At 24.9% G+C, this 24990-nt stretch carries 22 protein-coding genes; 16 read left to right on the top strand and 6 right to left on the bottom strand.

Annotated features, from left to right (window positions below; genetic code table 11):
- The first annotated feature begins 740 nt into the window (after window positions 1–740).
- From MBCUR_RS02185 to MBCUR_RS02160, 6 genes are all read left to right on the top strand, one after another.
- On the top strand, window positions 741–1181 hold the full coding sequence (locus tag MBCUR_RS02185) for a pyruvoyl-dependent arginine decarboxylase (RefSeq protein ID WP_067089666.1): 441 nt from the start codon (window positions 741–743) through the stop codon (window positions 1179–1181).
- Between the two features lie 74 nt (window positions 1182–1255).
- Entirely contained in the window at window positions 1256–3088 is a 1833-nt protein-coding gene (locus tag MBCUR_RS02180) for a bifunctional NADP phosphatase/NAD kinase (RefSeq protein ID WP_067089665.1), read from the top strand.
- 165 nt (window positions 3089–3253) lie between these two features.
- Window positions 3254–5044 (top strand): coenzyme F430 synthase, encoded by a 1791-nt coding sequence (cfbE, locus tag MBCUR_RS02175; RefSeq protein ID WP_067089662.1) that lies wholly within the window; start codon window positions 3254–3256, stop codon window positions 5042–5044.
- Between the two features lie 429 nt (window positions 5045–5473).
- Window positions 5474–6343 (top strand): hydroxymethylbilane synthase, encoded by an 870-nt coding sequence (gene hemC / locus MBCUR_RS02170; protein WP_067089661.1) that lies wholly within the window; start codon window positions 5474–5476, stop codon window positions 6341–6343.
- A gap of 147 nt (window positions 6344–6490) precedes the next feature.
- Window positions 6491–7447, top strand: coding sequence for a Gfo/Idh/MocA family protein (locus MBCUR_RS02165; protein ID WP_067089658.1), 957 nt, complete (start codon window positions 6491–6493; stop codon window positions 7445–7447).
- A gap of 151 nt (window positions 7448–7598) precedes the next feature.
- A complete protein-coding gene (locus MBCUR_RS02160; RefSeq protein WP_067089655.1) occupies window positions 7599–8219 on the top strand; it encodes an orotate phosphoribosyltransferase-like protein in 621 nt (206 codons plus the stop codon).
- 101 nt (window positions 8220–8320) lie between these two features.
- Here MBCUR_RS02160 and prf1 read toward each other — a convergent pair whose 3' ends face one another.
- Window positions 8321–9550 carry a peptide chain release factor aRF-1 gene (prf1, locus tag MBCUR_RS02155; protein WP_067089653.1) on the bottom strand — a complete coding sequence of 410 codons (1230 nt, stop codon included), beginning with the start codon at window positions 9548–9550 and terminating at the stop codon, window positions 8321–8323.
- A gap of 643 nt (window positions 9551–10193) precedes the next feature.
- On the opposite strand from prf1, the gene pyrH reads away from it, so the two are divergent.
- Both pyrH and MBCUR_RS02145 read left to right on the top strand, forming a co-directional pair.
- On the top strand, window positions 10194–10865 hold the full coding sequence (gene pyrH / locus MBCUR_RS02150) for a UMP kinase (RefSeq protein ID WP_067089651.1): 672 nt from the start codon (window positions 10194–10196) through the stop codon (window positions 10863–10865).
- A 223-nt stretch (window positions 10866–11088) separates the two neighbouring features.
- Entirely contained in the window at window positions 11089–11289 is a 201-nt protein-coding gene (locus MBCUR_RS02145) for a DUF2116 family Zn-ribbon domain-containing protein (RefSeq protein ID WP_067089648.1), read from the top strand.
- An 18-nt stretch (window positions 11290–11307) separates the two neighbouring features.
- Here the strand turns inward: MBCUR_RS02145 and MBCUR_RS02140 are convergent, their stop codons facing one another.
- Entirely contained in the window at window positions 11308–11970 is a 663-nt protein-coding gene (locus MBCUR_RS02140) for a histidinol phosphate phosphatase domain-containing protein (RefSeq protein ID WP_067089646.1), read from the bottom strand.
- Between the two features lie 135 nt (window positions 11971–12105).
- Between MBCUR_RS02140 and MBCUR_RS02135 the strand changes: the two genes are divergently transcribed.
- The 6 genes from MBCUR_RS02135 to thpR all read left to right on the top strand — a co-directional run bounded on the left by MBCUR_RS02135 (window position 12106) and on the right by thpR (window position 17617).
- A complete protein-coding gene (locus MBCUR_RS02135) occupies window positions 12106–13152 on the top strand; it encodes a pantoate kinase (RefSeq protein ID WP_067089644.1) in 1047 nt (348 codons plus the stop codon).
- The gene (locus tag MBCUR_RS02130) at window positions 13149–13691 is read left to right on the top strand and encodes a methyltransferase domain-containing protein (RefSeq protein ID WP_067089641.1); all 543 of its coding nucleotides are present in this window, start codon (window positions 13149–13151) and stop codon (window positions 13689–13691) included. Before MBCUR_RS02135 ends, MBCUR_RS02130 begins: the two co-directional genes overlap by 4 nt.
- A gap of 374 nt (window positions 13692–14065) precedes the next feature.
- The gene (locus MBCUR_RS02120; RefSeq protein ID WP_067089636.1) at window positions 14066–14857 is read left to right on the top strand and encodes a 2-amino-3,7-dideoxy-D-threo-hept-6-ulosonate synthase; all 792 of its coding nucleotides are present in this window, start codon (window positions 14066–14068) and stop codon (window positions 14855–14857) included.
- Window positions 14858–15184: 327 nt separating this feature from the next.
- The gene (locus MBCUR_RS02115) at window positions 15185–15733 is read left to right on the top strand and encodes a nitroreductase family protein (RefSeq protein ID WP_067089633.1); all 549 of its coding nucleotides are present in this window, start codon (window positions 15185–15187) and stop codon (window positions 15731–15733) included.
- A gap of 36 nt (window positions 15734–15769) precedes the next feature.
- Window positions 15770–16900 carry a 3-dehydroquinate synthase II gene (locus tag MBCUR_RS02110; protein ID WP_067089631.1) on the top strand — a complete coding sequence of 377 codons (1131 nt, stop codon included), beginning with the start codon at window positions 15770–15772 and terminating at the stop codon, window positions 16898–16900.
- 159 nt (window positions 16901–17059) lie between these two features.
- On the top strand, window positions 17060–17617 hold the full coding sequence (gene thpR, locus MBCUR_RS02105) for an RNA 2',3'-cyclic phosphodiesterase (RefSeq protein WP_067089627.1): 558 nt from the start codon (window positions 17060–17062) through the stop codon (window positions 17615–17617).
- Window positions 17618–17882: 265 nt separating this feature from the next.
- Here thpR and MBCUR_RS02100 read toward each other — a convergent pair whose 3' ends face one another.
- Both MBCUR_RS02100 and MBCUR_RS02095 read right to left on the bottom strand, forming a co-directional pair.
- Window positions 17883–18485: a YigZ family protein gene (locus tag MBCUR_RS02100; protein WP_067089624.1), complete on the bottom strand. Its 603-nt coding sequence runs from the start codon at window positions 18483–18485 to the stop codon at window positions 17883–17885.
- A 171-nt stretch (window positions 18486–18656) separates the two neighbouring features.
- Window positions 18657–19850 carry a MalY/PatB family protein gene (locus MBCUR_RS02095; protein WP_067089622.1) on the bottom strand — a complete coding sequence of 398 codons (1194 nt, stop codon included), beginning with the start codon at window positions 19848–19850 and terminating at the stop codon, window positions 18657–18659.
- A gap of 341 nt (window positions 19851–20191) precedes the next feature.
- Between MBCUR_RS02095 and cca the strand changes: the two genes are divergently transcribed.
- On the top strand, window positions 20192–21604 hold the full coding sequence (cca, locus tag MBCUR_RS02090; RefSeq protein ID WP_245637269.1) for a CCA tRNA nucleotidyltransferase: 1413 nt from the start codon (window positions 20192–20194) through the stop codon (window positions 21602–21604).
- 173 nt (window positions 21605–21777) lie between these two features.
- A complete protein-coding gene (locus tag MBCUR_RS02085; protein ID WP_067089617.1) occupies window positions 21778–22260 on the top strand; it encodes an HD domain-containing protein in 483 nt (160 codons plus the stop codon).
- A 9-nt stretch (window positions 22261–22269) separates the two neighbouring features.
- Here the strand turns inward: MBCUR_RS02085 and priS are convergent, their stop codons facing one another.
- Window positions 22270–23190, bottom strand: a complete 921-nt coding sequence (gene priS / locus MBCUR_RS02080) for a DNA primase catalytic subunit PriS (RefSeq protein WP_067089614.1) — start codon at window positions 23188–23190, stop codon at window positions 22270–22272.
- 198 nt (window positions 23191–23388) lie between these two features.
- Window positions 23389–24780: a hypothetical protein gene (locus MBCUR_RS02075; RefSeq protein ID WP_067089611.1), complete on the bottom strand. Its 1392-nt coding sequence runs from the start codon at window positions 24778–24780 to the stop codon at window positions 23389–23391.
- Window positions 24781–24990: the final 210 nt, after the last annotated feature.

Raw genomic sequence — 24990 nt, 5'->3', positions numbered from 1 at the left:
ATCACTGATATTCCAACAGCTTTTTACTATTTATCTTTTGGGATTAGTTTCATTGTATTCTACGTTTACAAAAAAAATAAAAAATTTAAGATAGAAAAAATCAAAAATTTTAAGTTCCATGACAAGTTAATTGTTATCTTAACCAGTTTTTTAGTTTTTTTAGTATATTTATTTTTTAATTGGAGAAATTAACATTAATTAACATTAAATTATTAAAATAGAACACATATAACTGTAAAACATCTGTTATTGAATAAGGTTATATTTAATTCATTATTTTTTGTGTTTTTAATTTTTTATCTTGGTTTTATAAAGTTTTTTTGTGCTTAAACAATGTATTGTTAATATAATAACTATAGTTTGAATTAACAGAGATAACAAGAATAAATGTTAGGATAATGAATTTATTAATGTATTTCAATATACAATCATATTAGAAAAAGGATAATTAATAAAGAAAAATAGAAATAAAAAACAGCAAAAACTATGTCAAAAACAAGTTTTTTGAAATTAGATTTAAATGTATTTAGAAGGATTTAGAAATTTTTAATTAGTATAAAAAACATATAGAAATAAAATATATAATTTTTTTTATTTTTTTTATTTAATAATTTAAATATCTGATTTATTTAATAATTTAATTTGTAGTATTTAGTTTATATGAATTTAATCATCTAAAAAGTATGTAATTGGAATGTATTTGTAACTGGATATATTTTTTTTATTTTGCATGTGATAAAATGAGAATAGCTATTGTTTCAGGAAAGAGTGAAGGTCCAAGTAAGTTGAATGCATTTGATAATGCATTGCTAGAAGCAGGAATAGGTGATGTGAACTTAATTAAAGTATCAAGCATGTTAGAAGGAAACACTCAAATAGCTAAGCTTTCATATTTTAAACCTGGGTCTATGGTTAATTGTGTTTTATCTAATATTGAATCAGATATAAAAGGGGATAAAATTACTGCAGTTGTTGCTGTAGCTATTGGGGATAATTTAGGTTGTGTTGTTGAAAAAACTGGATTAAATGTTGATAAAGAAAAAATCATCAATGATTGTGAACTAATGGTTAAATACATGATGATTAAAAGGAATGAAAAAATAAAAGATTTAACAATAGAAGAGAGTTCAACAACGGTAGATAGTATAGCTTCAGTTGTAGCTGCTGTTGTTTATTTGTGATAATTAAAATTCCATTTAAAAATAAATTAAAATATATAAATTAAAATATATAAATTAAAATTTCAAGGGATAAAATGGATAATAAAGATGAAATTGAATTTATTAAAGGCATTTCGCTTAAAATCATTAAAAATGTGGAAAAATCTATTAGCCACCATATTAATGATGAAGATATTGGAAAAGTAGTTGGAATGGGGGCAGATGGTACTCCAACAAAAAAAATTGATGTCTATGCTGAGAAAAAAATCATAAAAATTCTTAAAACTTGTGAATTTATAACTTACTTAATAAGTGAAGAAAGTGGGGAGTTAAAACTTGGTAATGACAAAGTTGAAAAAATAGATTTAGACAAAGAGTTTAAAACAAATGATTTGAAAGGAAAACTTCTTTTTGTTGTTGATCCTTTAGATGGTACAAACAATGCTTTAAAACAAATACCTGTTTATGGAATCTCAATAGCTGTTGCAAAGATTAAAGATCACTTTCCAACATTGGAAGATATTAAATATGGTTTTATTAAAGATTTTTCAGCAGGAGATTACTTTCAAGCCATTAAGGATCAAGGAGCATATTTAAATGGAAAAAAATTCTCTCCATCAACTGTAGATAAACTTAGGAATGTATCTATGGGAGGATATTTTAATGTACACTCAGGAACATTTGAATTGATTAGAAAAGTAAGAAGATTTAGGGTTTTAGGATCAGTAGCTATTGAATCGGCTTATACCAGTTGTGGAAAGTATGATGTATTTATGGATTTAAGAAGAAGTAGAATTTTAGACTTTGCAGCTGCAAAAATCATAATTGAAGAGGCAGGAAGCATTATAAGTGATAAATATGGAAATAAATTAAAGACTAAGTTGAGAATTTCTGAAAAAGTTCCAATAATAGCTTCAGCAAATGAAAAAATTCATCAAAAGGTTCTAGACCATATAAATAAAAAAGAAATATATTCTAATGATTTTAATCATGAAAAACTTAGAAGTGTAGGAGTTGTTTCGCGATTAGACAATGATAATTCAATATTACTTGCAGGAAAAATTATTCAAGATTTAATAAAAAATAATATTGATGTTAAAGTTGAAACAAGATTAGCTATTAAATTAGAAGAGTTTAAAAAAGGTTTAAGAGTTAAAGAAACCATTGATAATTTGTATTCTACTAAAACAACTTTATACAATTATTTAAAATTTTTAAAACTTAACATTGATTTTAAGGGAATATCTGAAGATATAAAAAATTTTGAAACTGATATACTTATTACTTTAGGAGGAGATGGAACAATACTAATGACTAAAAATAAATTATCCTCCCCTATTCCAATATTTGCTATTAATATGGGTACCGTTGGGTTTTTAACTGAAGTAGATATTGAAGAACTTGATAAAAAACTAAATGAGTTATACAATGGTCATTACTTTTATGAAAAAAGAAACCAAATAAAAGTTTCACATGATGGTAGAGTATTTCATGCCTTAAATGAAGCAGTTTTTATGACTGAAAGACCAGCTAAAATGTTGCATTTTCAAGTATCGATTGATGGAAAGATTATTGAAGATTTTAGAGCGGATGGAATGATTTTATCCACTCCAAGTGGATCAACAGCTTATTCAATGTCTGCAGGAGGACCTATAGTCGATCCTAATGTGGATGCTTTTATTATAATACCAATTTGTCCTTATTCTTTAAGTATAAGACCATTAGTTGTATCAAATAAAAGTACTGTGGAAATTAAGCTATTAAGTGAAAGTAAAAAAGCTGTTCTTGTAATGGATGGGCAAATAACCAAAAATATCAAGCCATTTGATTTAATTTCTTTTGAAAAGTCTAATCATGATGTTTATTTTGTTAAAACCAACATTAATGATTTCTATCAAAATGTCAAATCTAAATTAATGGGTGTATGAACTTTATTTTTAAATAAAACATATAACCCAATAAAAAAATAATAAGTAATAAATAAATTAATAATAACCTAATAATAACTTAATAATAAATTAATAACAAATTAATTGATTGTATGGTCAACTATTTGGATCATATAACAGATTATTGATTTAACAATTGATACTATGGAAGCTTTAGTAATTGATTTAACACATGGTGGAGATTTAATAGCTATTGAACTTGAAAAGCTTAAATTATTTAATACTATTTATCTATATGATATTTATGGGAGTTTAGGTAAAAATAAATCGTTAAATAAAAAAAAATTATCCTATCAAGAAAATCACTTAAAGAGCTTTAATATTAAAATTTTAAAAAATGAAGATGATTTAAATAAATTTAAAAATAAAATTAATGCTGATTTTAAAAATGAAGATTTATTAATTACTTCTCCAATTCATTCTCCATTAAAATTTCATCAAATAAGACCTGAAAAAGTAGATTTAAAGAAGATAGAAAATAATTTTAATAATTTTAATAATTTTTACGATGATATTGATGAATTTCCACCATTTAAATTAGATTACACTCATCATGAAATTGTTAAATTTATTTTAAATTACAAATTAAAGAATATATTAAACAATATTCCAATAATAGAAGTAACAGGAGTAAAAGGTAAATCATCAACTGTAAATTTTTTAAAAAATATCTTTAAAGATTTTAACCCACTTATTTTAAGTAGTTTGGGTGCAATTTTATATAAAAATAATAAAGAATATGTTTTAAAGAAGAATATAAGTATTACTCCTGCAAATATTATAGAAACTTTTAATTTAGCTTCTAAAATTTTTAATTCTAAATCAAACCCACTTAAAACAAAATCACTTAAGCCAAAATCACTTAAATTAAAATCACTTAAATTAAAATATTCCAATACATGTTTAACTTTACCAAAACAAAATAACTCTAATCACACAAACTTAAACAACCTTAAGGAATTGGACACAGATTATAAAATAGCTATTTTTGAATCTTCTTTGGGAACAACTGGTATTGGGGACATTGGAGTTATAACGAATTTGATTGAAAATTATTCAATTGCTAAAAATACTTTAACTGCAAAAATGGCTAAAAAACAAGCATTTAACTCAAAATTTGTTGTTATTGAAGATGAAACTTTTTATAAATTTTATTCTAATGATTTGGAGATTATTGAAAGAATTAACAATAAAAAAAACATTTTAAATACATTTAAAATTGATAATTATTCATTATATTCAAATAAATCTTATTCTAACTATTTAAATACAACCTCAGATATTAAAATTGGCAATTTAACTGCTAAAAATATAGAAATATCTCTAGAATCTACTAAAATATCCTTTGAGTATAAAAATATTCAATCTATTAGTAATAAATCTTTATCTGGTGAATTTGAAATAGAAACATATGCTCCATCTATGGATTATATTTTAAACATTATCAATGCTATTACTGTTGCTTTAACTATGGATATTAGTATTAAAACAATAAAAAAATCATTTTTATCAAAATATGGGTTAAAGGGAAGATCATCACATAAACAAATTGGTGAATTAAATGTCATTGAAGAGATAAATCCAGGATTAAATGTTTCATCTATTAAAAATTCAATCAATGGCTTAAAATATCTTGATGGCGAATATACTATAATTCTTGGAGGAGAATATGGAATAACATGTGAAGAAATTAATGAGATGGAATTAATTAATTATTTAGATGATTTTTTAAATGAATTTAATGAATCTCATTATAATGATGATGATTTAAAAATTGTGTTAGTAGATGAGCTAGGAAAAAGCATTAAAAGCAAACTAAGCCATGAGATACTATTTTTTAATGATTATAATGAGGCTATAAATTTAGCAATTAAAAACAATAAGAATATTCTTTTTATTTATAGATCAAATTATTCAAAATTATCTAAACGTTAATTTATATGATATTTGATTTTTGTGATATTTGATTTTTATCTTTTTTTTACTTTTTTATTTTTTATTTAATTTTATTTTATTTTTTAATTTAACAACTATTTTTTTAGACTTTTTTTTTAAACATATTTTATTTAATTTTTTCTTTATTTTTTAAATAAAGTTTTTATGAACCTTTTTTTTTAAAAAGTTCGCTTAGTTAAGAAAAAATTTAGATTTAAAAATTAAATTCATATAAAATATAAAGATTTAAATACTACAAAATCCACATATTATATAAAGATATACTTATAACTTATAAATTATTATTGATATTTTAATTTTTTTTTTATTAGTAGTTTAATTCTTTTTAATATATGGTTAATTTTTTTAAATAATTTGATTTAAAATAGCTTGGTTTATGTTTTAATAGTTAATTTTTGGTGTGTTTCATTGATTATAGGGTCTAGAGGAAGTAAATTAGCAATTACACAAGCAAATTTAGTTAAAAACTCTTTATCTGAATTTTTTAGTGAAAAAATTGATATGAGTATTATAAAAACTAAAGGAGATAAAATTACCAACTCTCAGCTTTATGATATGGATTCTAAAGGCTTGTTTACTAAAGAATTAGATAAAGCAGTTTTGGAAGAAGAAGTAGATTTTGCTGTTCATAGTTTAAAAGATGTTCCAACAGATTTGGATGAAGATTTACAAATTATTTCAATACCAGAGCGTGTTAGTCCAAATGAAGTATTCATATCAAATTATCTTTGGGATGAAATACCTAAAGGTTCTACATTGGGGAGTAGTAGTTTAAGAAGAGAAGCGTTTTCGAATTTTCATAAAAAAGAATTGGTTTTAAAACCCTTAAGGGGTAATATAGAAACCAGGATAAATAAAGTCTTTGAAGGAGAAGTTGATGGGACAATAATGGCTGAAGCAGGTTTAATTCGTTTAGGATTAACAGAATACATTAAAAATAGGTTTTCAACTGAATACTTAACTCCTCCTGCGGGTCAAGGTGCATTAGCAATTATTGCAAGACGTGATTCATATAAAAAGAATGTTTTATTTAAATTAAATCATTTTAACTCTTTTCAAGAGACTTTTGCTGAAAAAACCCTCCTTCACGAGCTAGGGGTTGGTTGTCAATGGCCATTAGGTGCAAATGCTAAATTTGATGGAGAAAAACTCTCTCTTTATGCTGTTTTACTTTCAAAAGAGGGTGAAATACTATCAAAAGTAAATATTAAAGGTAGCTTAAAAGAAGCTCAGGATTTAGGAATACTCGCTGCAAAAGAAATGAAAGAATTTCTTTAAGAATGTATATAAAAATTTTGACCAAAATTTCAGTTATAAAATTTTAGTTATTATTATAAATAATAAGAATAAATGAAAAGTTATATTTAATGTATTTTTCAAGATTATATATAATTTAAGAGGCATATTACATTTTGGAGATTAAAAATGAATAAAATCAAAGTTGCTGTAATTGGTGTAGGAGCTATGGGGCAAAATCATGCAAGGGTTTATTACCGTCTTGATAATGCAGAATTGATAGCTGTTTCTGATTTAAGCGAGGACACAGTTTCACGAATAGCTAAAAAGTATGACTGTAAATATTACTTAAATTATGAAGAAATGCTAAAAGATCCTGAAATTGAAGCTGTAAGTATTTGTGTACCTACAACTTTTCATCATGATGTGGTTATGAAAGCCATTGAGGCAGGTAAGCATATTTTAGTAGAAAAACCAATAGCTTTTACTTTAAAAGAGGCTGAAGAAATGGTACAATTAGCTAAAGATAAAGGAATAGTTTTAAGTACAGGACATGTTGAAAGATTTAATCCTGCCATTCAAAAAGCTAAAATATTAATAGAAAATGATGTAATTGGGGACATTGTCTCTGCTTCAGCAAAAAGGGTAGGTCCATTTCCACCAAGAATAAAAGACGTTGGTGTAGGTATCGATTTAGCTATTCATGATTTGGATGTAATGTACTATTTGTTTAATGAAGATCCTATAGAAGTTTATGCCACAATGGGAAGTATCCTTGAAAAATGCGAATATGAAGATCATGCTGAGATAATGACTAAATTTGAAAATGGCATAACTGGTATTTTAGAAGTTAACTGGCTAACTCCATACAAACGAAGAGAATTAGAAATTACAGGCACTGATGGAATAATTTCAGTAGACTATATTGACCAGAGTATTGATGTCTATGGCAAATTTGCCCAAGATGTTCAAATAGAACATAAAGAACCATTAAAAGAAGAATTAACTTCTTTTTTAAACTCAGTTAAAACAAAAACACAACCAGAAATCACTGGAGAAGATGGATTAAATGCTTTAAAAATGGTTTTAGCAGCTAAACAATCCTCAAATAAAAGAATTCCAGTAAGTATTTCTGAAATAACTTAATTTTTTTTTTTTTTTTTAAATGTTATTTATATTTTTATTAATTTTCATATTTTATTCATCTTCATATTTTATTAATTTTCATATTTTATTAATTATTTATATTTTTATTGTCTTAAATATTAATTAAATTATTTTTATTGTGGTGTTTATAATGAATCAAAAATTAATCAAAAAAGCTCATGATTTAAGGAATAGAGGTTTTACCACTGGAGAAATTGCTGATCAATTAAATGTCTCTATGGATACTGTTAGGTGGTTAACTATTCAAAAAATTTCTGATGAGACTCATGAGAATGCTCCATTAGATGTAGCTATTAATTTAAACCGTTTAGGTGGAAGCTCTTCTCGTTTAAGATATGTTGCTGCAGCTTTATCTGACATGACCTTAGAACATGGTGATGCAGATGTTGTTGTTGGAATAGCCATTAGTGGAATCCCATTTGCAACTATGATGGCTGATTTTTTACAATTTGAAGAAGGTATCCAAAGTTCTTTGGCTGTTTTTCATCCAATAAAACATAGAAAAGGTGAAGAAGAGCAAGATAATAAAAATGGAACATTTAGTGAGAATTTTGCATGTGTTCAAGGAAAAAGAGCTATTATTGTTGATGATGTTATCACAAGTGGACGTACAATTAAAGATGTAATTGCTGAGCTTAATAAATTTGGTGCTACACCTGTGTGTGTTGCTGTTTTAATAGATAAAAAAGGAATAAATGAGATTGAAGGAGTTCCTGTTGAATCTTTAATTCATGTAAATAGATTGGATTAATTATTCTGAATTTTTTTATTTTTTTTAACTTCATTTTTTATTTTTTTTGTATTTGAATTGCTATTTTTCGTATTTAACTTGTTTATTTTGTATTTACTTGTTTATGGTCTATATCTTAAAATGGCTGCTACGCCTCCAAATGCTTTTAGTAATTGAACACCTTCTTCTGTTTCTGTTGAAATTATCTCAACATCTGTGTCATATTCATCAGCAAGGTCAACAAAATGATCTATAACTTTTTTAATTTCTGTTGTCTTCATTGGTTCTCCACAATGGGTACAAATCTTTTTTGATTCATCTGCTTTGCTTTTATATGTTATTTCTGCTTTATTTCCACAATTTACACATTTTAAATAATGTCTATCATGTTCTAAGTCTTCTGAAATGAGTAATGTGTCAACTGCACCCATAATTAGATACTTGTTAATTTCTTCTTCACCATAAGCAGCTAAGCCATTTTCATGAATTAACTCTTTTAAAAAGTCACCTACAAGCTTTTTTTCTTTCATTACTTCTATATCACTTAAAATATCAGATGATTTATCTATGATTTCACGGATTCCAAATTCTCCAGTATAAGATGTATCAATTGAAGCTATTACTTTGTCATGAAGTTCGTAGTTTAAATAATCCCCTTTTAAAAATTCTTCTTTTGTGTGACCAGGACCACCTATAAGTAATCCTTGTAAATCCTCTATTGGAAGAAGCACATCATTCATATGATCTCCAATTCTTTTTTTAAATTCATGAGCAGCTAAATCAATTAAACGATCAAACCTTCTTTGTGATTGTCCTCCTGCTTTGTGTTTTCCTGGAACTCCACTTGTTAAATGTTTTAATATATCTATTCTTTTCCCTTTAAGAGTAGCTATTGTTGCTTCTTTTCTATCTAAAACTGTTACGCCATAGATTTCTTTTGTATCCATCATGTATTGAAGAGGTTCTAAATAAAATTCGCTGTTACAATGATAGGTATAGGTTATAATGGCTTCTGGTGGAGTAAAAACATAAGTTTCCATTTTTTCAGTTCCTGGTCCACCTTTAGGTATCATTCCAACAAATAAAACCAACCCATTTTCAGGAGCTCGAGGAAAAAGCCTTAGTCTTTGTATTATTACTTCAATAGCTGATTGAACATTTTTACGAGTTTGTTTACTTTTAATATTTGCACTTTGCCCTAATTCATCGCGCATATGTTTAGCTACATCACTTAATTGCTTATCATGAGGAATATAAACAGAAACCAATTCTGTTCCTCTTCCTTTTTTTTCTTTTAACTCATTAAGTGTTCTTTTAAATTCGTATAATTCTTTTGAACTTATTTCAGACATTTTTTCATCCTTTTAATTGATATTATGTATTTTTTAGCGATTATGAATTATTTTTAAATTTTATATAACAAAATTATTTAAAACCATTTTAAATATTTCTATTAAGGATTTGTTTTAAAAAGCATAGATAATTAAAAATAATTTTATTAGAAATAGTAAAAAAATAGGATTTTATATGGTATTGAAATTATAAACAAGGTTTTTTTTAAACCTTTATTTTTTTAGAAAAATAGATATTTTTATTATTTTATTATTAAGATTTCTGATTTTTTTCTTAAATCTTATATCAAATATTCATGTAATTATATATATGATTTTTAATATATAAATTTAATGGAGAATAAGTAGTTTAATACTAAATACTAATTTCCATATATATTATTATTTTAAATAAATTTATATAATATTGTTTAAATAAATATTTAAAATAAGTATTTTGAATAGTATTTTAAATAATAATCTAAGCTTATTAAATAATGATTTAAAATGAATATAAATTTTTCATTCAAATAATTTTTTTTAATAATTAAGTTAAATAATTAATTTAATTTAATTTAATTTTTTTTTCTTTTTTTTGATAAAATAAATTAATAAATTTTTAATAATATTCTCAAAATTAGGTTTTTTTAATAGAGGTAGATAAATGAAAATTGTAGTGGCACTAGGTGGATCCATTTTATTAAAAGAAAGTTCAGCAAATAAGTTTAAAGAGTATTCTGAAATATTAAAAGATTTAAGTGAAAAACATAATCTATTTATTGTTGTAGGGGGTGGAAAGCCTGCAAGAGAGTATATTGGCATTGGAAGAGATTTAGATTGTGGAGAAGCTCAATGTGATGATATTGGTATTGAAGTCACACGTTTAAATGCTAAATTGTTAACAATAGCTCTTGGTGATTATGCATATCCTAAAATCCCTAATAATTTCCATGAGGCAAATGAATTTTCTGCTTATGGTCGTATTGTTGTAATGGGTGGTACAGAGCCTGCTCATAGTACAGATGCTGTTGGAGCTATTTTAGCTGAGTATGTTCATGCAGATTTGCTTGTTAATTTAACTTCTGTAGATGGAATGTATGATAAAGATCCTAATAAATTTGACGATGCCCAACTAATTAAAGAAATTACAGCAGATGCAATGTTAGATTTTTTAAAGGATAAACATGTTGAAGCTGGAACTTATGAATTTTTTGATACCACAGCCATTCAAATGATTAAAAGATCATCTCTTAAAACAGTAATTGCAAATGGTTTTGATTCTAAAAATTTAATTAAAGCAATTAATGGTGAAGATATAGGAACTAAAATAATCTGATTTTTGTTTAAAGAAACTTATTTTTTTAATTATTTTTCATTAAATTACATTTCTTAATTTTTCATGTTTTTTTCATGTTGAGCTTTCATAAATATTAATTGATACTAAAATTAATATTTGTACTCATTAATTATTTATACTCATTATAACTATTTATAATCATTAATTTATTAAAATTTATACTAAATTTATATTAAAATTTATTAATTTTTATGGTGATAAAATGGTAGATGTTCATAAGCACTGTCCTATTTGTGGGACTCCAATTCCTTTAGATGAATTAACTTGTTCAAATAAATGTCAAATTGAATATAATAATAGAGTTGCTAAATCAAAAAAGTCAAGATTAATGTCTTTTGCAATTATGGTGCTTTTTATACTTGCTGGAGTTGCATTTGTCTTGTTTAGAAATAACATTATATGATTTCAGATATTTTTTTATTTATTTTTTTATTTTTTTTAATATATCATTAGGATTTTTTACTAAAGCTTTTTTTACTTCTTTTTCACTTAGCCCAGCACCTAAACCCACCAGTTCTGCTTTATTAAAATTCATTAAATCTCCAGGGGCATGCCCATCACTGTTTATTAAGAATTTTGCATTAAATTCTCTTCCTAAACTTGCTACATAACCATTTGATAATGAATGTCCTTTTCTTCCACTTATTTCAATGTAAACATCATTTTCAACGGCTATTGCTAATTCTTCATTTGTTATTAACCCTGGATGGGCTAAAATATCCACATATTCTGATTTTACAGCTTCCAAGTTTGTTCCTTCAACTACAGGTTCTGCTAATGTTTCTCCGTGAACAACTACAATTTCTGCACCTAAATCTTTTGCTTTTTTAGCTATTCTATCTATTGTTTCAATTGGAACATGTGTAATTTCTACTCCATTGATAAATTTTATATCCCAGTATTCATTGATTTCATCAATTGCATTAGCTATTTTTTCAATAATGTCTAAATTAGAATCATCTACATGGTCAGTTATAGCTATTGCAGAATGTCCTAATATATCTGCTCTTCTTGCAAGTTCACTTGGAAGCAATTCTCCATCACTGAATATACTATGAGTGTGTAAATCTATCCTTTTATTCATTTTTTCAACCGTAAATTAAATATTTAATTTATTAAAGTAACCATTATCTATCGATTAAAGTAACTATTTATAATTTAATATTTTTTTAAAAGTTTATAAAAGTTTTTATATTTTGAAATCTAATTTTTATATATTATGAGAGTTAAAGTATTTGTTCCTTCTAATATCAGTTGTTTTTTTTCAGTTCATTATGATAAAAACCCACTTAAATCTGGATCCACAGGAGTTGGAATTTTATTAGATAAAGGAGTTGTTACTAAAGCTAAAAAAACTTCTAAACCTACAAATAGCTGTGATTATGAAAATTTCTCTAAATTGGATAAGCAAAATAATCAAGATAAATCATTTAATCCAGAAGTTAATATTAAGATAAATGGAAAATTAAATACTCCCAATGCTTTTATTGCTAAAACTGCTGCTAATATTTTTATAACTAAATATAATATTAATTCTTCATTTTCTATTGAACAAGAGATTGAAGTTCCTATTGGAAGTGGTTTTGGAACATCAGGTGCATCTGCTTTAGGTGTGCTTATTTCATTAAATGATCTTTTTAATTTAAACATTGAATCTTTTGAATTATATAAAATTGCTCATCAAATTGAAGTAAAATCTGGAACAGGTCTTGGTGATGTTATTTCTCAGATTTCAAAGGGAATTGTTATAAAAGAAAGACCAGGAATATTAAATAAAGAATTTGTCAGTAATATTGTTTATGATGATTTATTTGTCGTTACAAAAACAATAGGAGAAATTGACACACATTCTATTATTCAAAATCCTAAATATGCTGAAAGAATAAGTTCTCTAGGTTTAATGGCTTTAAATAAATTTTTAAATGATAAATCATTATTTAATTTATTAAAAGTTTCTTTTGACTTTGCTAATAAGATGGATTTAATGAATGATAAATTATTTAATATAATTAATGAATTTAACAATAGTAATAGTAATAATAGTAATAGTAATAGTAATAATAATAATAATAATAATAATAATAATAATAATAATAATAATTCTGTTAATAATGGCTCTAAGATTAATTATTTTGGTTCTTCAATGGCAATGTTAGGAAATACTATATTTGCTTTAACAAAAACACCTGAAGATTTAGTTGAAAATATTAACTTAGACAATTTGTTAATTTCTAAAATAGACAATAAAGGAATAAGATTTTTATGATAGACATTGCATATGACATTAAATTATATAGAAAAGAATTGTTAAAAAATATTAATGAAGGAAGCACAGTAATTGAATTAGGATCACATATTGGAAACACTACAAAATTGATAGCTGAAAAAATAGGAAAAAATGGTAAAATATTTCCAATTGATAATTCTCCTGAAGCAGTTGCTCCAATGGATGAATTAATGGATGAATTTAAAAATATAAACTTTATTAGTGGTGATGTAAGATTACATAATATAGTAGAAAAACTTTATAGGAAAATCAAGAATTGTGATATTTTATCAATAGATTTAGGCGGAGGATATCACCCAGATACTGTTTTTAAAGTCTATTACATTTATTCATCTACTTTTAAGCCTAAATATACTATTATTAGAAACAGGGGTTTAATTGATTTTGTAAATAGCTCAAAAACATTTGAAGAAATTTCATCTAATAATGGGTGGATTGAATCACAAAGAAACAGTGGCATTCCTCCACAAATAAAAGAATTTAATTTATGGACAGATGCTTTAAAAGACAATGATTGATTTAAAAAAATATATTTTTAATAATTATGGATTAAATTTTACCTTATTTTCATATTTTCATACATTTTTACATTTTTATAACAAATATTTTTTATTTCCATTTTTTATTTTTTTAATAATTTTAATAGTTAAGTTTAAAAATTATAAAAAATATAATTTTAACCATTATAAATATACTAAATTAATTACTTTAATTATTACAATATGCTAAATTATATAATGTACTAAATTAATTATAAATATGATTTTAATAGATTATAATTATTTAAATTTGATATATTTAAATTTGATAAATAAATTTAAATTTTTTATTTTATCAAATTTTTATTTTATCTAGTATCATTGTAGTTTATTCTTAATAATGGAGAAATGTTATGATAGGAAAAAAAATAAGATTAGAACGTATAATTGATAGAAAAACCAATAGGGCTGTAATTGCACCTATGGATCATGGAGTTACCATAGGTCCTGTAGAAGGCATTGTTAATATCAGTAAAACTATTGATGAGATTAAAAATGGCGGGGCTAATGCTGTTTTAATGCATAAAGGAATTGTTTCTCAAGGTCATAGAGGATATGGTAGTGATATTGGCTTAATCATACACTTATCTGCAAGTACATCTCTTGCACCAGATCCAAACGACAAGGTTTTAGTCACATCTGTTGAAAAAGCAATTCAACTTGGTGCTGATGCTGTATCTGTTCATGTAAATATTGGTTCTGATACAGAAAGTAAAATGTTACAAGAATTAGGAGAAGTAGCTGAAACTTGTAGCTATTGGGGTATTCCTCTTCTTGCTATGATGTATCCAAGGGGTCAAAAGATTAAAGATGAAACTGATGTTCAATTGGTTAAACATGCTGCACGTGTTGGTTCTGAATTAGGTGTAGATATTGTTAAAACCAATTATACTGGGTCTCCTGAATCATTTAAAGAAGTTGTTGATGGGGCACTGGTTCCTGTGATAATAGCTGGTGGACCTAAAGTAGAAACTGATGAAGAGCTATTGGAAATGGTTAAAGATTCTCTTGAAGTTGGTGGAGCAGGTGTTGCATTTGGAAGAAACCTTTTCCAAGCAAAAGACCCAGCCAAAATAACAAAAGCTATTTCTGAAGTAGTCCATAATGATATGGAAGTTAAAGAAGCATTAAAAATCTTAGATTAATGTTTATAATTGATAAAAAATTAATATTTTGTAATTTATAAAAAACTTTTGTTTAAGTTAGTTTTCTTTGTTTTTGAGAAAACTTATTTGATGAACCTTTTTTTAAAGGTTATTCTAATTAGTAAAATACTTTTACTTAAATGAAAAGTGAGGATTATTTTGATCAAACTTTTTTTAAAAGTTTGTTTTAAAGGTTATTCTAATTAGTAAAATACTTTTACTTAAATGAAAAGTGAGGATTATTTTGATCAAACTTTTTTTAAAAGTTTGTTTTAAAGGTTCTTCTAATTAGTAAAATAATTTTATTTAAAATAATGAAGTGAGTTTATGAGTGTTTTTGAAGTTATTGAAAATAGAAAAAGTGTAAGAAGCTATTTGGATGAAGAAGTTAATGAAGAAGAATTAAAAAAAATTGTTGAAACTGGTAAAAAAGCTCCTCAAGCAGGTGAATTTCAGATAACTGTAATTCAAAATAAAAATTTAATTGCTAAAATTAATGATTTAGCTTTAACTGGTATGAAAAATTCAGGTAATGATTTTTTAGTTGAAAGAGCAAGTATTGAAGGATATCAACCACTTTATAATGCTCCAGTTTTAGTTCTTTTATCTGCTCCTGAAGAAGGACATGGAGACATTAACACTGCTTTAGCATCTGAAAATATAATTTTGGCTGCTACAGAACTTGGTTATGGTACAGTTTATCTTGTTACTCCTACACTAGCATTTTTAGGTGAAGAAAGAGAAGGACTTCTCAAAGAGCTTAATCTTCCTAATGGATTTATACCAGTTAATGGAATAGCCATTGGAAAAGAGGGTGTAGAAACAATTCAATCTCCACCTGCTGAAGATATTGATAATATTAACTATGTAAAATAATTTTCTACGAATAAATTTGATTAAAGGAGTTTTAAATTGTCAAATAAATTTGTGTGGATAAAAAGCCCCCAAAAGCCATGGATCGAAAGAAAAGAATTAATTACAACATCTCTTGAATCTGGAATAGATCATGTTCTTGATTTAAATGATGGTGATAAAATCCATAAATTAGGAGATATTAAGATAATTTCCAATAATGATGATGGAGATATTTATTTAACTGGATTTAATGGTGAAGGTGATGGAAGTATTCAATTAAAAGACAATTTAGAAAATTCTTCTGATTATTCATTGGCTAAAAAGCTAAAGAGTAATGGTAAAATTGTTGTCTCTTACATTGAAATTTTAAGTAAAAATCATGAACAATTGGCTGTTAAAGTAGGAAAAATAGTTGATTACATTATATTAGTGGGAAAAGATTGGACTGTTATTCCTCTTGAAAATATAATTGCTGATTTGCAGAAAGAAAATGTAAAAATAATTGCTGCAGTTAACAATGTTGATGATGCTCAACTAGCTCTTGAAACTTTAGAAATAGGAGTTGATGGAATAATTTTTGAGCCAGAAGACTTTAACCAGATAAAGAAAATGGCTAAATTAATTGAAAATTTAAGTTCAAGCAATTATCAGCTTTTTAACGCTAGTGTGACTAAAATTGAAGGATTAATTTCTGGTGATAGAGTTTGTATTGACACTGCTTCAATGTTAAATGTGGGAGAAGGAATGTTAATTGGTTCCTATTCTAAAGGAATGTTTTTAGTGCATAGTGAAACTTTAGAAAGTGAATATGTTGCTTCTAGACCATTTAGAGTAAATGCAGGTCCTGTTCAAGCTTATGTAATGGGTTTAAATAATAAAACTAAATATTTATCCGAAGTTGAAACTGGTGACGAGCTATTGGCTGTAGATCAAAGTGGAAAAACTAGACCAGTTTTAGTTGGCAGAGTAAAAATTGAAAAAAGACCACTTATTTTAGTAGAAGCAGAATATAATGGTTACAAAATTAAAACTCTTCTTCAAAATGCAGAAACAATACGTTTAGTATCTGATAAAGGTGAAGCCATTTCAGTTTCTAATTTAAAAATTGGAGATAAAGTGAAAGTTTACATTGACAAAAGTGCAAGGCATTTTGGAATGGCAATTGAAGAAACAATAATTGAAAAATAGTTTTTTCTATTTTTGTTTGATAATTATTATTTTATTTTTATTATTTTATTTTTATTATTTTTTTATTGTTTTTTTTTATTTTATTTTTAGCTATTTTATTTTTATTCTCTTTTTTCCATTTTTTTTTATTAAATTCTAAACAAAAAATATAAGATAAATATGTCTAAATTCAGAGCTTTTTTAGCTATAGATGTTGATGATGAAATTAAGAATCAAATTAAAATATTTCAAGATAAATTAAAGAAATTAGATAATAACTTGAAATATGTAAATTTAGATAACCTTCATTTAACATTAAAATTCTTTGGAGACATTGATGTTGAAAAAGAAAAGGAAATTAAAATAGCTATCTCAAAAATTATCCCTAATCAAAACTCATTTAATTTAAAAATATCTTCCTCTGGAGTTTTTCCTAATGAAAATTATATTAAAGTACTTTGGGTTGGTGTTAAGGAAAATGTTTCATTAATTGAATTATACAAAAATCTTGACAATGAATTCAATAAATTAGGGTTTAAAAAAGAAAAATCATACTCTTCACACTTAACTGTAGCCCGTATTAAAAAAACAAACAAAAAGAAAGAAATTCTTGATATTTTAAATGAATTCAAAAACCATAAATTTGGAGATATAAAAGTCAATAAAATTATTCTAAAGGAAAGCAAATTAACTTCAAAGGGATCAATTTATACAGATAGAGAAATTTTTGAATTATAGTCATATAAAATATTATTAAATTAAAATAAAATAATTTTTTTTTTTTAAATGAAATTAATATACTATTTTTCAATTATTATTCTATTTTTTAATAAAATTATAGTCCAAACAAATTTTTGGACAAAATTTGTCGATTATATATAAATAAACTGCAAAAATTAGTTTAAAAAATTAAGTTTCTGACATATATTAATTCTTCAATAATAGTTAATCAATAATGGTTAAATTTCAACAATAGTTAAATATTTCAATAATAATTAGATTTTTAATCTAGTTTTAAATATTCTTCTCTTAAAAACTCAATGGATATTTTTTCTTTTAAATCTTTAAAAATGCTTTTTACTTCATTTAATTTTTGTTCAACAGCTATTTTATATTTTACTCTTTCGTGATAATCTTTTTGAATTATTTTTATATTGTTTTCTCTTATTTTATCATCCACTTGCTTAATATTACTGTAATCAAATAATAGATTATATGTTAGACATTGCTTCAAATGTATGATTTCTGCAAGATTTAAAGCTTCTTGAACAGATTTTGAGTATGCTCTCACAAGTCCTCCAGCTCCAAGCTTTATTCCGCCAAAATATCGTGTTACAATAGCTAAAACATAGTTTAATTCATTCATTTTTAAGACATTTAACATGGGTCTTCCAGCAGTTCCTCCTGGTTCTCCATCATCATTGGATCCTTCTTCTTTTTTTAAGATGTATGCTGTACAGTTGTGTGTTGCATCTTTATGGGTGGTGGATATTTCTTCTATAATTTTTTTAAGTTCTGTTTTATCTTTTACTGGAAACAATCGTGTAACAAATCGAGATTTATTTATTACAATTTCTTTTTCTTCAATTTTAGCTATTGTTTTCATTGATATACTATTGTATCAAGAGTATTATAAATGTTTTTAAATAAGTTTTTAGTCAATAAAACACCTTTTTTCAATTTATACGAAAAAATTAAAAAATTAGTATATATAAAATATATAAATTATAATTCATTATAAATTATATAAATTATAATTCATTATAAATTATATAAATTATAATTCATTAATGGCATCCTTAATTCTTTTTAGTCCTTCTTTAAGCAGTGACTTTGGAATGGCAATGTTGATTCTCATAAAACCTTCTCCACCATGACCAAAAAGGATACCATCTTCTAAAGCTACTTTTGCTTTATTTATAAAGAAATCAGAAAGTTCTTCATGAGATAAACCTAATTTTCTACAATCTAACCAGATTAAATATGTTCCATCAGCTTTTATTGCTGTAATTCCATTAATATTGCTTAATTCTTCATATAATAATTCTAAATTTCCTTCAAGGTATTTTAAAACTTGATTAAGCCATTCATCACCATGTTTTAGACTTGCTTCAAGTGCTGTCAATGCAAAAATACTTGGTTCTGGAACAATTCCATCCATGGTTGAAATAAATTCTTTTCTTAAATCATCATTCGGAATAATGGCTACTCCAACATGTAAACCTGCTAAATTAAATGTTTTAGTTGCAGAAAAACTAATTATAGAATTTTGTTCGAATTCTTTTGATATGGACCCAAAACTTGTGTGTTGTTTTCCATAAAACAATAACTCGCTATGAATTTCATCAACAACTATTTTTAAGCCATTTTTAATAGCTATTTTTCCTGCTTCAATTAGTTCTTCTTTACTCCATTCTTTTCCTATAGGATTATGTGGATTACAAAGTAAAATTGCCTTAATTGGTTTGTAAAATGGATTATGTCCCACTTCATCTTCAAACAAGCTTTTTAAATGATTTAAATCCATATGATACTCTCCATTTTCAAGTTTTAATGGGTTTGTAACAATATGGCAGCCACTGTTTCTTACTGTAGGGAAGAATAGATGATAAACAGGCTCTTGAATTATGATGTTGTCTCCTGGCTGTGATAAAGATCGAATGGCTACATGTAAAGCAGGAATGACTCCTGGAGTAATTACTATCCATTCAGGCTTTATTTCCCAATTAAATTTATCTTTAAATCTTTTTACAATTGTAGACTTCAATGTATGATTGTACTTACTGTATCCATAGTATTCATGGTCAGCTCTTTCTTTAATTGCTTCTTTAATCTCTTTTGCTACTGGAAAGTCCATATCAGCAATCCATAATGGAATTAAATCGTCTCTTCCATAGAATTCATTCATCATATCCCATTTAATGGATCCAGTATCTTTTCTATTGTCTATCTTGTCAAAATCATATTTCAATTAAATACAACCTTTAAAATATATTTAAATATCAATATCTTCTTTTAAAAAATTTAATAATATTAATAATATACACTTTTTTAATTTTAATGTTTATATATTTAATCTATTCATCTCTTAAAACAATTGTAATATATTTAAAAACTTAAAAATTTATAAATTTTTTTAATAAAATTATTTATATGATTTTATTAGAATATTATATAATAGAATATAAGTAATATAAAATTATAAGCAAAGTAAAATATAAATAAGGTAAAATAAATTTTAATATTTATTTTTTATCTAAAACAAGATTTTTCAATAAGTTAAATTAATTAAGCATGTTTTTTTTAATTTTAATGAGTAATATGGATTATAAAGCTATTCTAAATGAAATTAAACCAAATGAAGCAGAAAAAAATGAAATTTTAGATATATCTAATGAAATTATTTCTAAAATAAATCAAATAGCTTCAGAAGAAGAAATAATATGTGAAGCTAAGCTAGTTGGTTCTGTTGCTAAAGAAACATTTCTTAAAGGTAATGGAGACATTGACATATTTATTTCATTTTCATTAAATACATCCATTGATGATTTAAAAGAAAAAGGATTATTTTTAGCTCATAAAACAGCTATTGAATTAAATGCGGATGTAGTTGAAAAGTATGCATCTCATCCATACTTAACAATTTATATAAATGGACAGGAAGTTGACATAGTTCCATGTTATGATATAGAAAACTCAGATCAGATTAAATCGGCAGTTGATAGGACAATTTTACATACAGAGTATATAAAAAAACACTTAAATGCTGATCAAAAAGATGAGGTTATTTTATTAAAAAAATTCATGAAAGAAATTGGAGTTTATGGTAGCGAATTTAAAGTTGGTGGTTTTGCAGGTTATTTGTGTGAAATGCTTATTTTAAAATATGAAACCTTTAAAAATACTTTAATTCAATCAAGTAAATGGCGATATAATGGAGTTATTGATTTAGAAGATCATAAAACATTTAAATTATTTAAAGATCCTTTAATTGCAATTGACCCAACTGATAAAAATAGAAATGTTGGTGCTGCACTAAGTTTGGAAAAAATGAATGATTTTGTTTTTGCTTCAAGAAATTATTTATCTTCTGATGATGATAAAAGATTAAGCTTTTTCTATCCACTAAATAGGAAAAACATTTCAAAAGATTTTATTTTAAATTCATTTAACAACCGTGAAAGTAAAACAATATTAATTTCATTTTCACTTCCAAAAATGGCTATGGATAATGTATATCCGCAAATAAGTAAAACTACACAATCATTGAAGAATAAATTAGAAGATATTGGTTTTAAAATTATTTACACTTCATTTTGGAGTGATGAGAAAGCTATTGGATTAATTCTTATTGAATTTGATTCCTGGAGATTAAGTAAATATGATGAGAATATTGGACCTAAAATTTATTATAAAACGGCATGTGAAGAGTTTATTGAGGCTCATGGGGATAATGTTTTCTTAAAAAATCAGTTTTTAGTTCAAAAGAAAGAAAGAAAATTCAGAACTCCTGAAGATTTAATTAATTTTATTTTTAAAAATGAAGAAAATATAAAGATATTGAAAATAGGTAAAGATTTAAAGAATTCAATATTAAATGAATATAAATTATTTTCAATAAATGAATTTTTAGATAATTTAGATGAAAATAATCCAGAAAATGATGAAAATTTCTTATTTTTCTTAGATGATTATTTAAATCCTTCACAACATTTAAAAAGATAAAAATCAGTATTTTGATATTTTTTTGTTTTATTATTTTATTATTTTATTATTTTATTACTTTATTACTTTATTATTTTATTGCTTTATTATTTTATTATTTTTATTGCTTTTTGTTAGTTGTTCTTACTTGTTTGTTTTTTTTTAAAGAGATTTTATATTTTTGTGGTGATTATATGTATTCAAAAATAATTGAAGAAATGATAATATTTTTTAAAAATGATATTAAAAGGATTTCTCATTCATTAAAGGTTTTTTCTCTAACAAAAACTATAGCAGAATTAGAAAATATTCCAAAAAAAGATGCTGAAATAGCAATTTTATCATCAATTTTACATGATACTGGAATAAAAATTGCTGAAGATAAATATGGTAAGTCTACAATGAAACATCAAGAGAAATTCGGACCTATTGTGGCAGAAAATATTTTAAATAAATTTAATTATGATAAAGAAACAATAGAAAGAGTAAAGTTTATTATTGCTAATCACCATCACCCTAAAATATCTGATAGCATTGATTTTAAAGTTTTAATAGAAGCAGATTATATTGTAAATTTCCAAGAAGAAGACATTCCACTATCTGCTTTGGATAATATTTTGGATAATTTTTTTACTACGAATTCTGGAAAAAAAATTGCAAATTTAATGTTTAAATAGATGTTAATACTATTTTCTTTCATAAACAAATTTTGGAACAGCAGATTTAAATGGATCAAAGGTTTCAGGGTTTTTTACTTCAACACATTTCATAGAAACTTTACTGTGGAGAGTACTAGGAAGGCGTAATATTCTTTTTAAATCAATGGATACTTTTGCATCAACAAAACTTAAATTTACTCTTGCAAATGAATTAATAAGGTTTTTATATCTTCGTGGACCAATTCTTTCTTGGAATATTCCCCAGTTATTGTTTATTAAAACATCTCTATTTTTTATAGTGTCTTTTAGCAATTTAGGATTTATACCATCAATGATTTCTTTTCCAGTTAAATTTAGAATATTTCTTTTTGTTCTTTCGTTAAATAATTTAGTATAACCTATAGGAACAGAGTTTTTTGGAATTTCTGCTCCAGTAGTGTATTTTACAATTTCTCCTCTTACTTCTGCTTCTCCAGTCATAATGATTTCATCTAATATTCTAATATGGTATCCTCTTCCAGAATATATTAAATGAATGTCTTTTAACCCTAAATCTCCTTTTAATGTGTCTATTAAGTCTAAAACTAGTTGTCGAGCTTCGTCTAAACAGATTTCACAGACATTATCACAATTACAAGAGCGTATTGGCATGTCTTTTGCATCTACATCAAATACAAACTCGGATTTAACCCAATCGTCACGACGACGTGGATTGTTGTAAAAAGCAACAGAAATATATCCTGCAAATGGACTTTTACTCCTTAAAAACATTCTTAAATGTTTAGGTGTTTTAAATGTTTTATATCTGTCGTTTGGTCCTTTTCCATAATGATCAAAACCAAACTCTCTCATCCAAATATTTTCGCTTATAAACTCAGGTAAATCTTTTTCATTCCATTCTTCACGATAATATTGTCGTCTTTCTTTTATAGTAGCTGGAGAAAAGATAAAATCACTCGTTTATATATTATATAATTAATGTTTGGTATTTGATACTAAGTTATATATAGGTTATTTTTTATTTATTAAATATTTTTTACTTATTAAATTATTTTTATTTTTTAAATTAATTGTATTTATTTATATTCATCCATTTTTTATATTTATAAATAATTCTTTTTATATGACCTATTTTTTTTATATGGTCTATTTCTTTTTATTTGCCTCGTTATTTTTAGAATTTGAGTTGCCATCTCTTTGAAGTAACCATTTTTTGTATGAATAATATGTAATGGGGTTTCCAATTTTTTTGCAAATCTTATCAGGGTGACATAGATTACTCAAATGCATTTTTATTTTATCACAACTCATAGGTGTATACCATTTGGTTTCTCCTTCATGGTTAAGTTCTACTTCATTGTGCATTCCAAAACCAAGTTTTGAAGTTATGTTAATTTTTTCTTGTGGTTGGTCTTTAAAAAGTGGAGGAACAGCATTTTCTGCAGCTTCATATATTATTGGCAATATCTCATCATATGTTATTTTTAAATTTGGGTCAAAATCACTTAAATTCATATGTTGATCTAATTTAAAGACATTTGGATGTAATCTAGAGTAAGAGATAAATGAGGTTAAGAAAAGGACGATTGCATCATTTCTATTTCCCGATTTAACTCCTTCAATAGTAGATAAAACACATGGAGGGAATGCATCTTTAATTAATTTTTCACCTTTCAAATTTTCTCCATTTAATCCTCCAGATAATATTTCTCCATAAACAGTAGAGTATTTTTCATTTAATATGTTTAACATTTCTTCAATTAGCTCTCCTAATTTTTTTATTGAATGATGAATATCAATAATATTCAACTTTTCTTTTATTTTTTTGAGATATTCTTCGGTATTAGTAATTATGAGTTGCCTCATTATTTCATCTTTTACTTGTTTACCTATTATTTTCTCATAAACCATTTTAATTCTTCTTTCATCCCAATTTTTAATATCTTCATAATAATATTCTCTAAAATCCTCTTCAGTTAAAATCACTTTAGAATTTTTAATTAATAAATCTTCCAGAAAAATCTTTTTTGTTTCAATAAGTGATAATAAATCAGTCCATTTTAGATTTGTCACATCAGATAATTGGGATAGTATATTATTAATTAACTCTTCTCTAAGCTCTGGTGAAATTCGGCTTAATCGCTCTTCCATTAATCTGTTTTGAGACTCTAAAAATAATTTTACTTCACGTGAATTAATATTGAATTTATATCCAATGGCTTGTGCAAGTAAGTGAAATGAGATTATATCATATTTTTCAATTTGAGGATTATATAAATAGGAATATTCATTTATTTTTAGTTGTTTATCATTTTTTTCTCTAAAAAACCATTCAAGTCGTTTTAATCCTAATTCTGCAGGATTTTTAGGAATTTTTTCATCATTATCAAATATTCCTTCCCCAATATTAAGAATAATATCTATCAATTCTTTATTGTTTTCAAATAAATTCTCAAGATCTATGTTTTCCCTTAACAATTCTTGACTTTCAGAGGATAAAGGATTTATAAATCCAATCCATTTTGAATTTGATTCCATTTAATCTTATTTCCTGCTTAAATCAACTTAGTATATAGATTATAATATTATTTTAAACATTTTTAAACATTTTTAAACTATTTTTAAATTATTTTTAAATTAGTTTTAAATTATTTTTAAGCAATTTTTAATTTATTTTTTTTATCTTTTATTTTTTATTATTCATTTTTTTGATTTCTGTTTTTAATATATGATATATAGCTACTATTT

This window comes from Methanobrevibacter curvatus (assembly GCF_001639295.1).
GTDB lineage: Archaea > Methanobacteriota > Methanobacteria > Methanobacteriales > Methanobacteriaceae > Methanoflexus > Methanoflexus curvatus.
The sequence above is the reverse complement of the archived record's forward strand: the minus strand, read 5'-3'. Positions and strand labels throughout refer to the sequence as shown.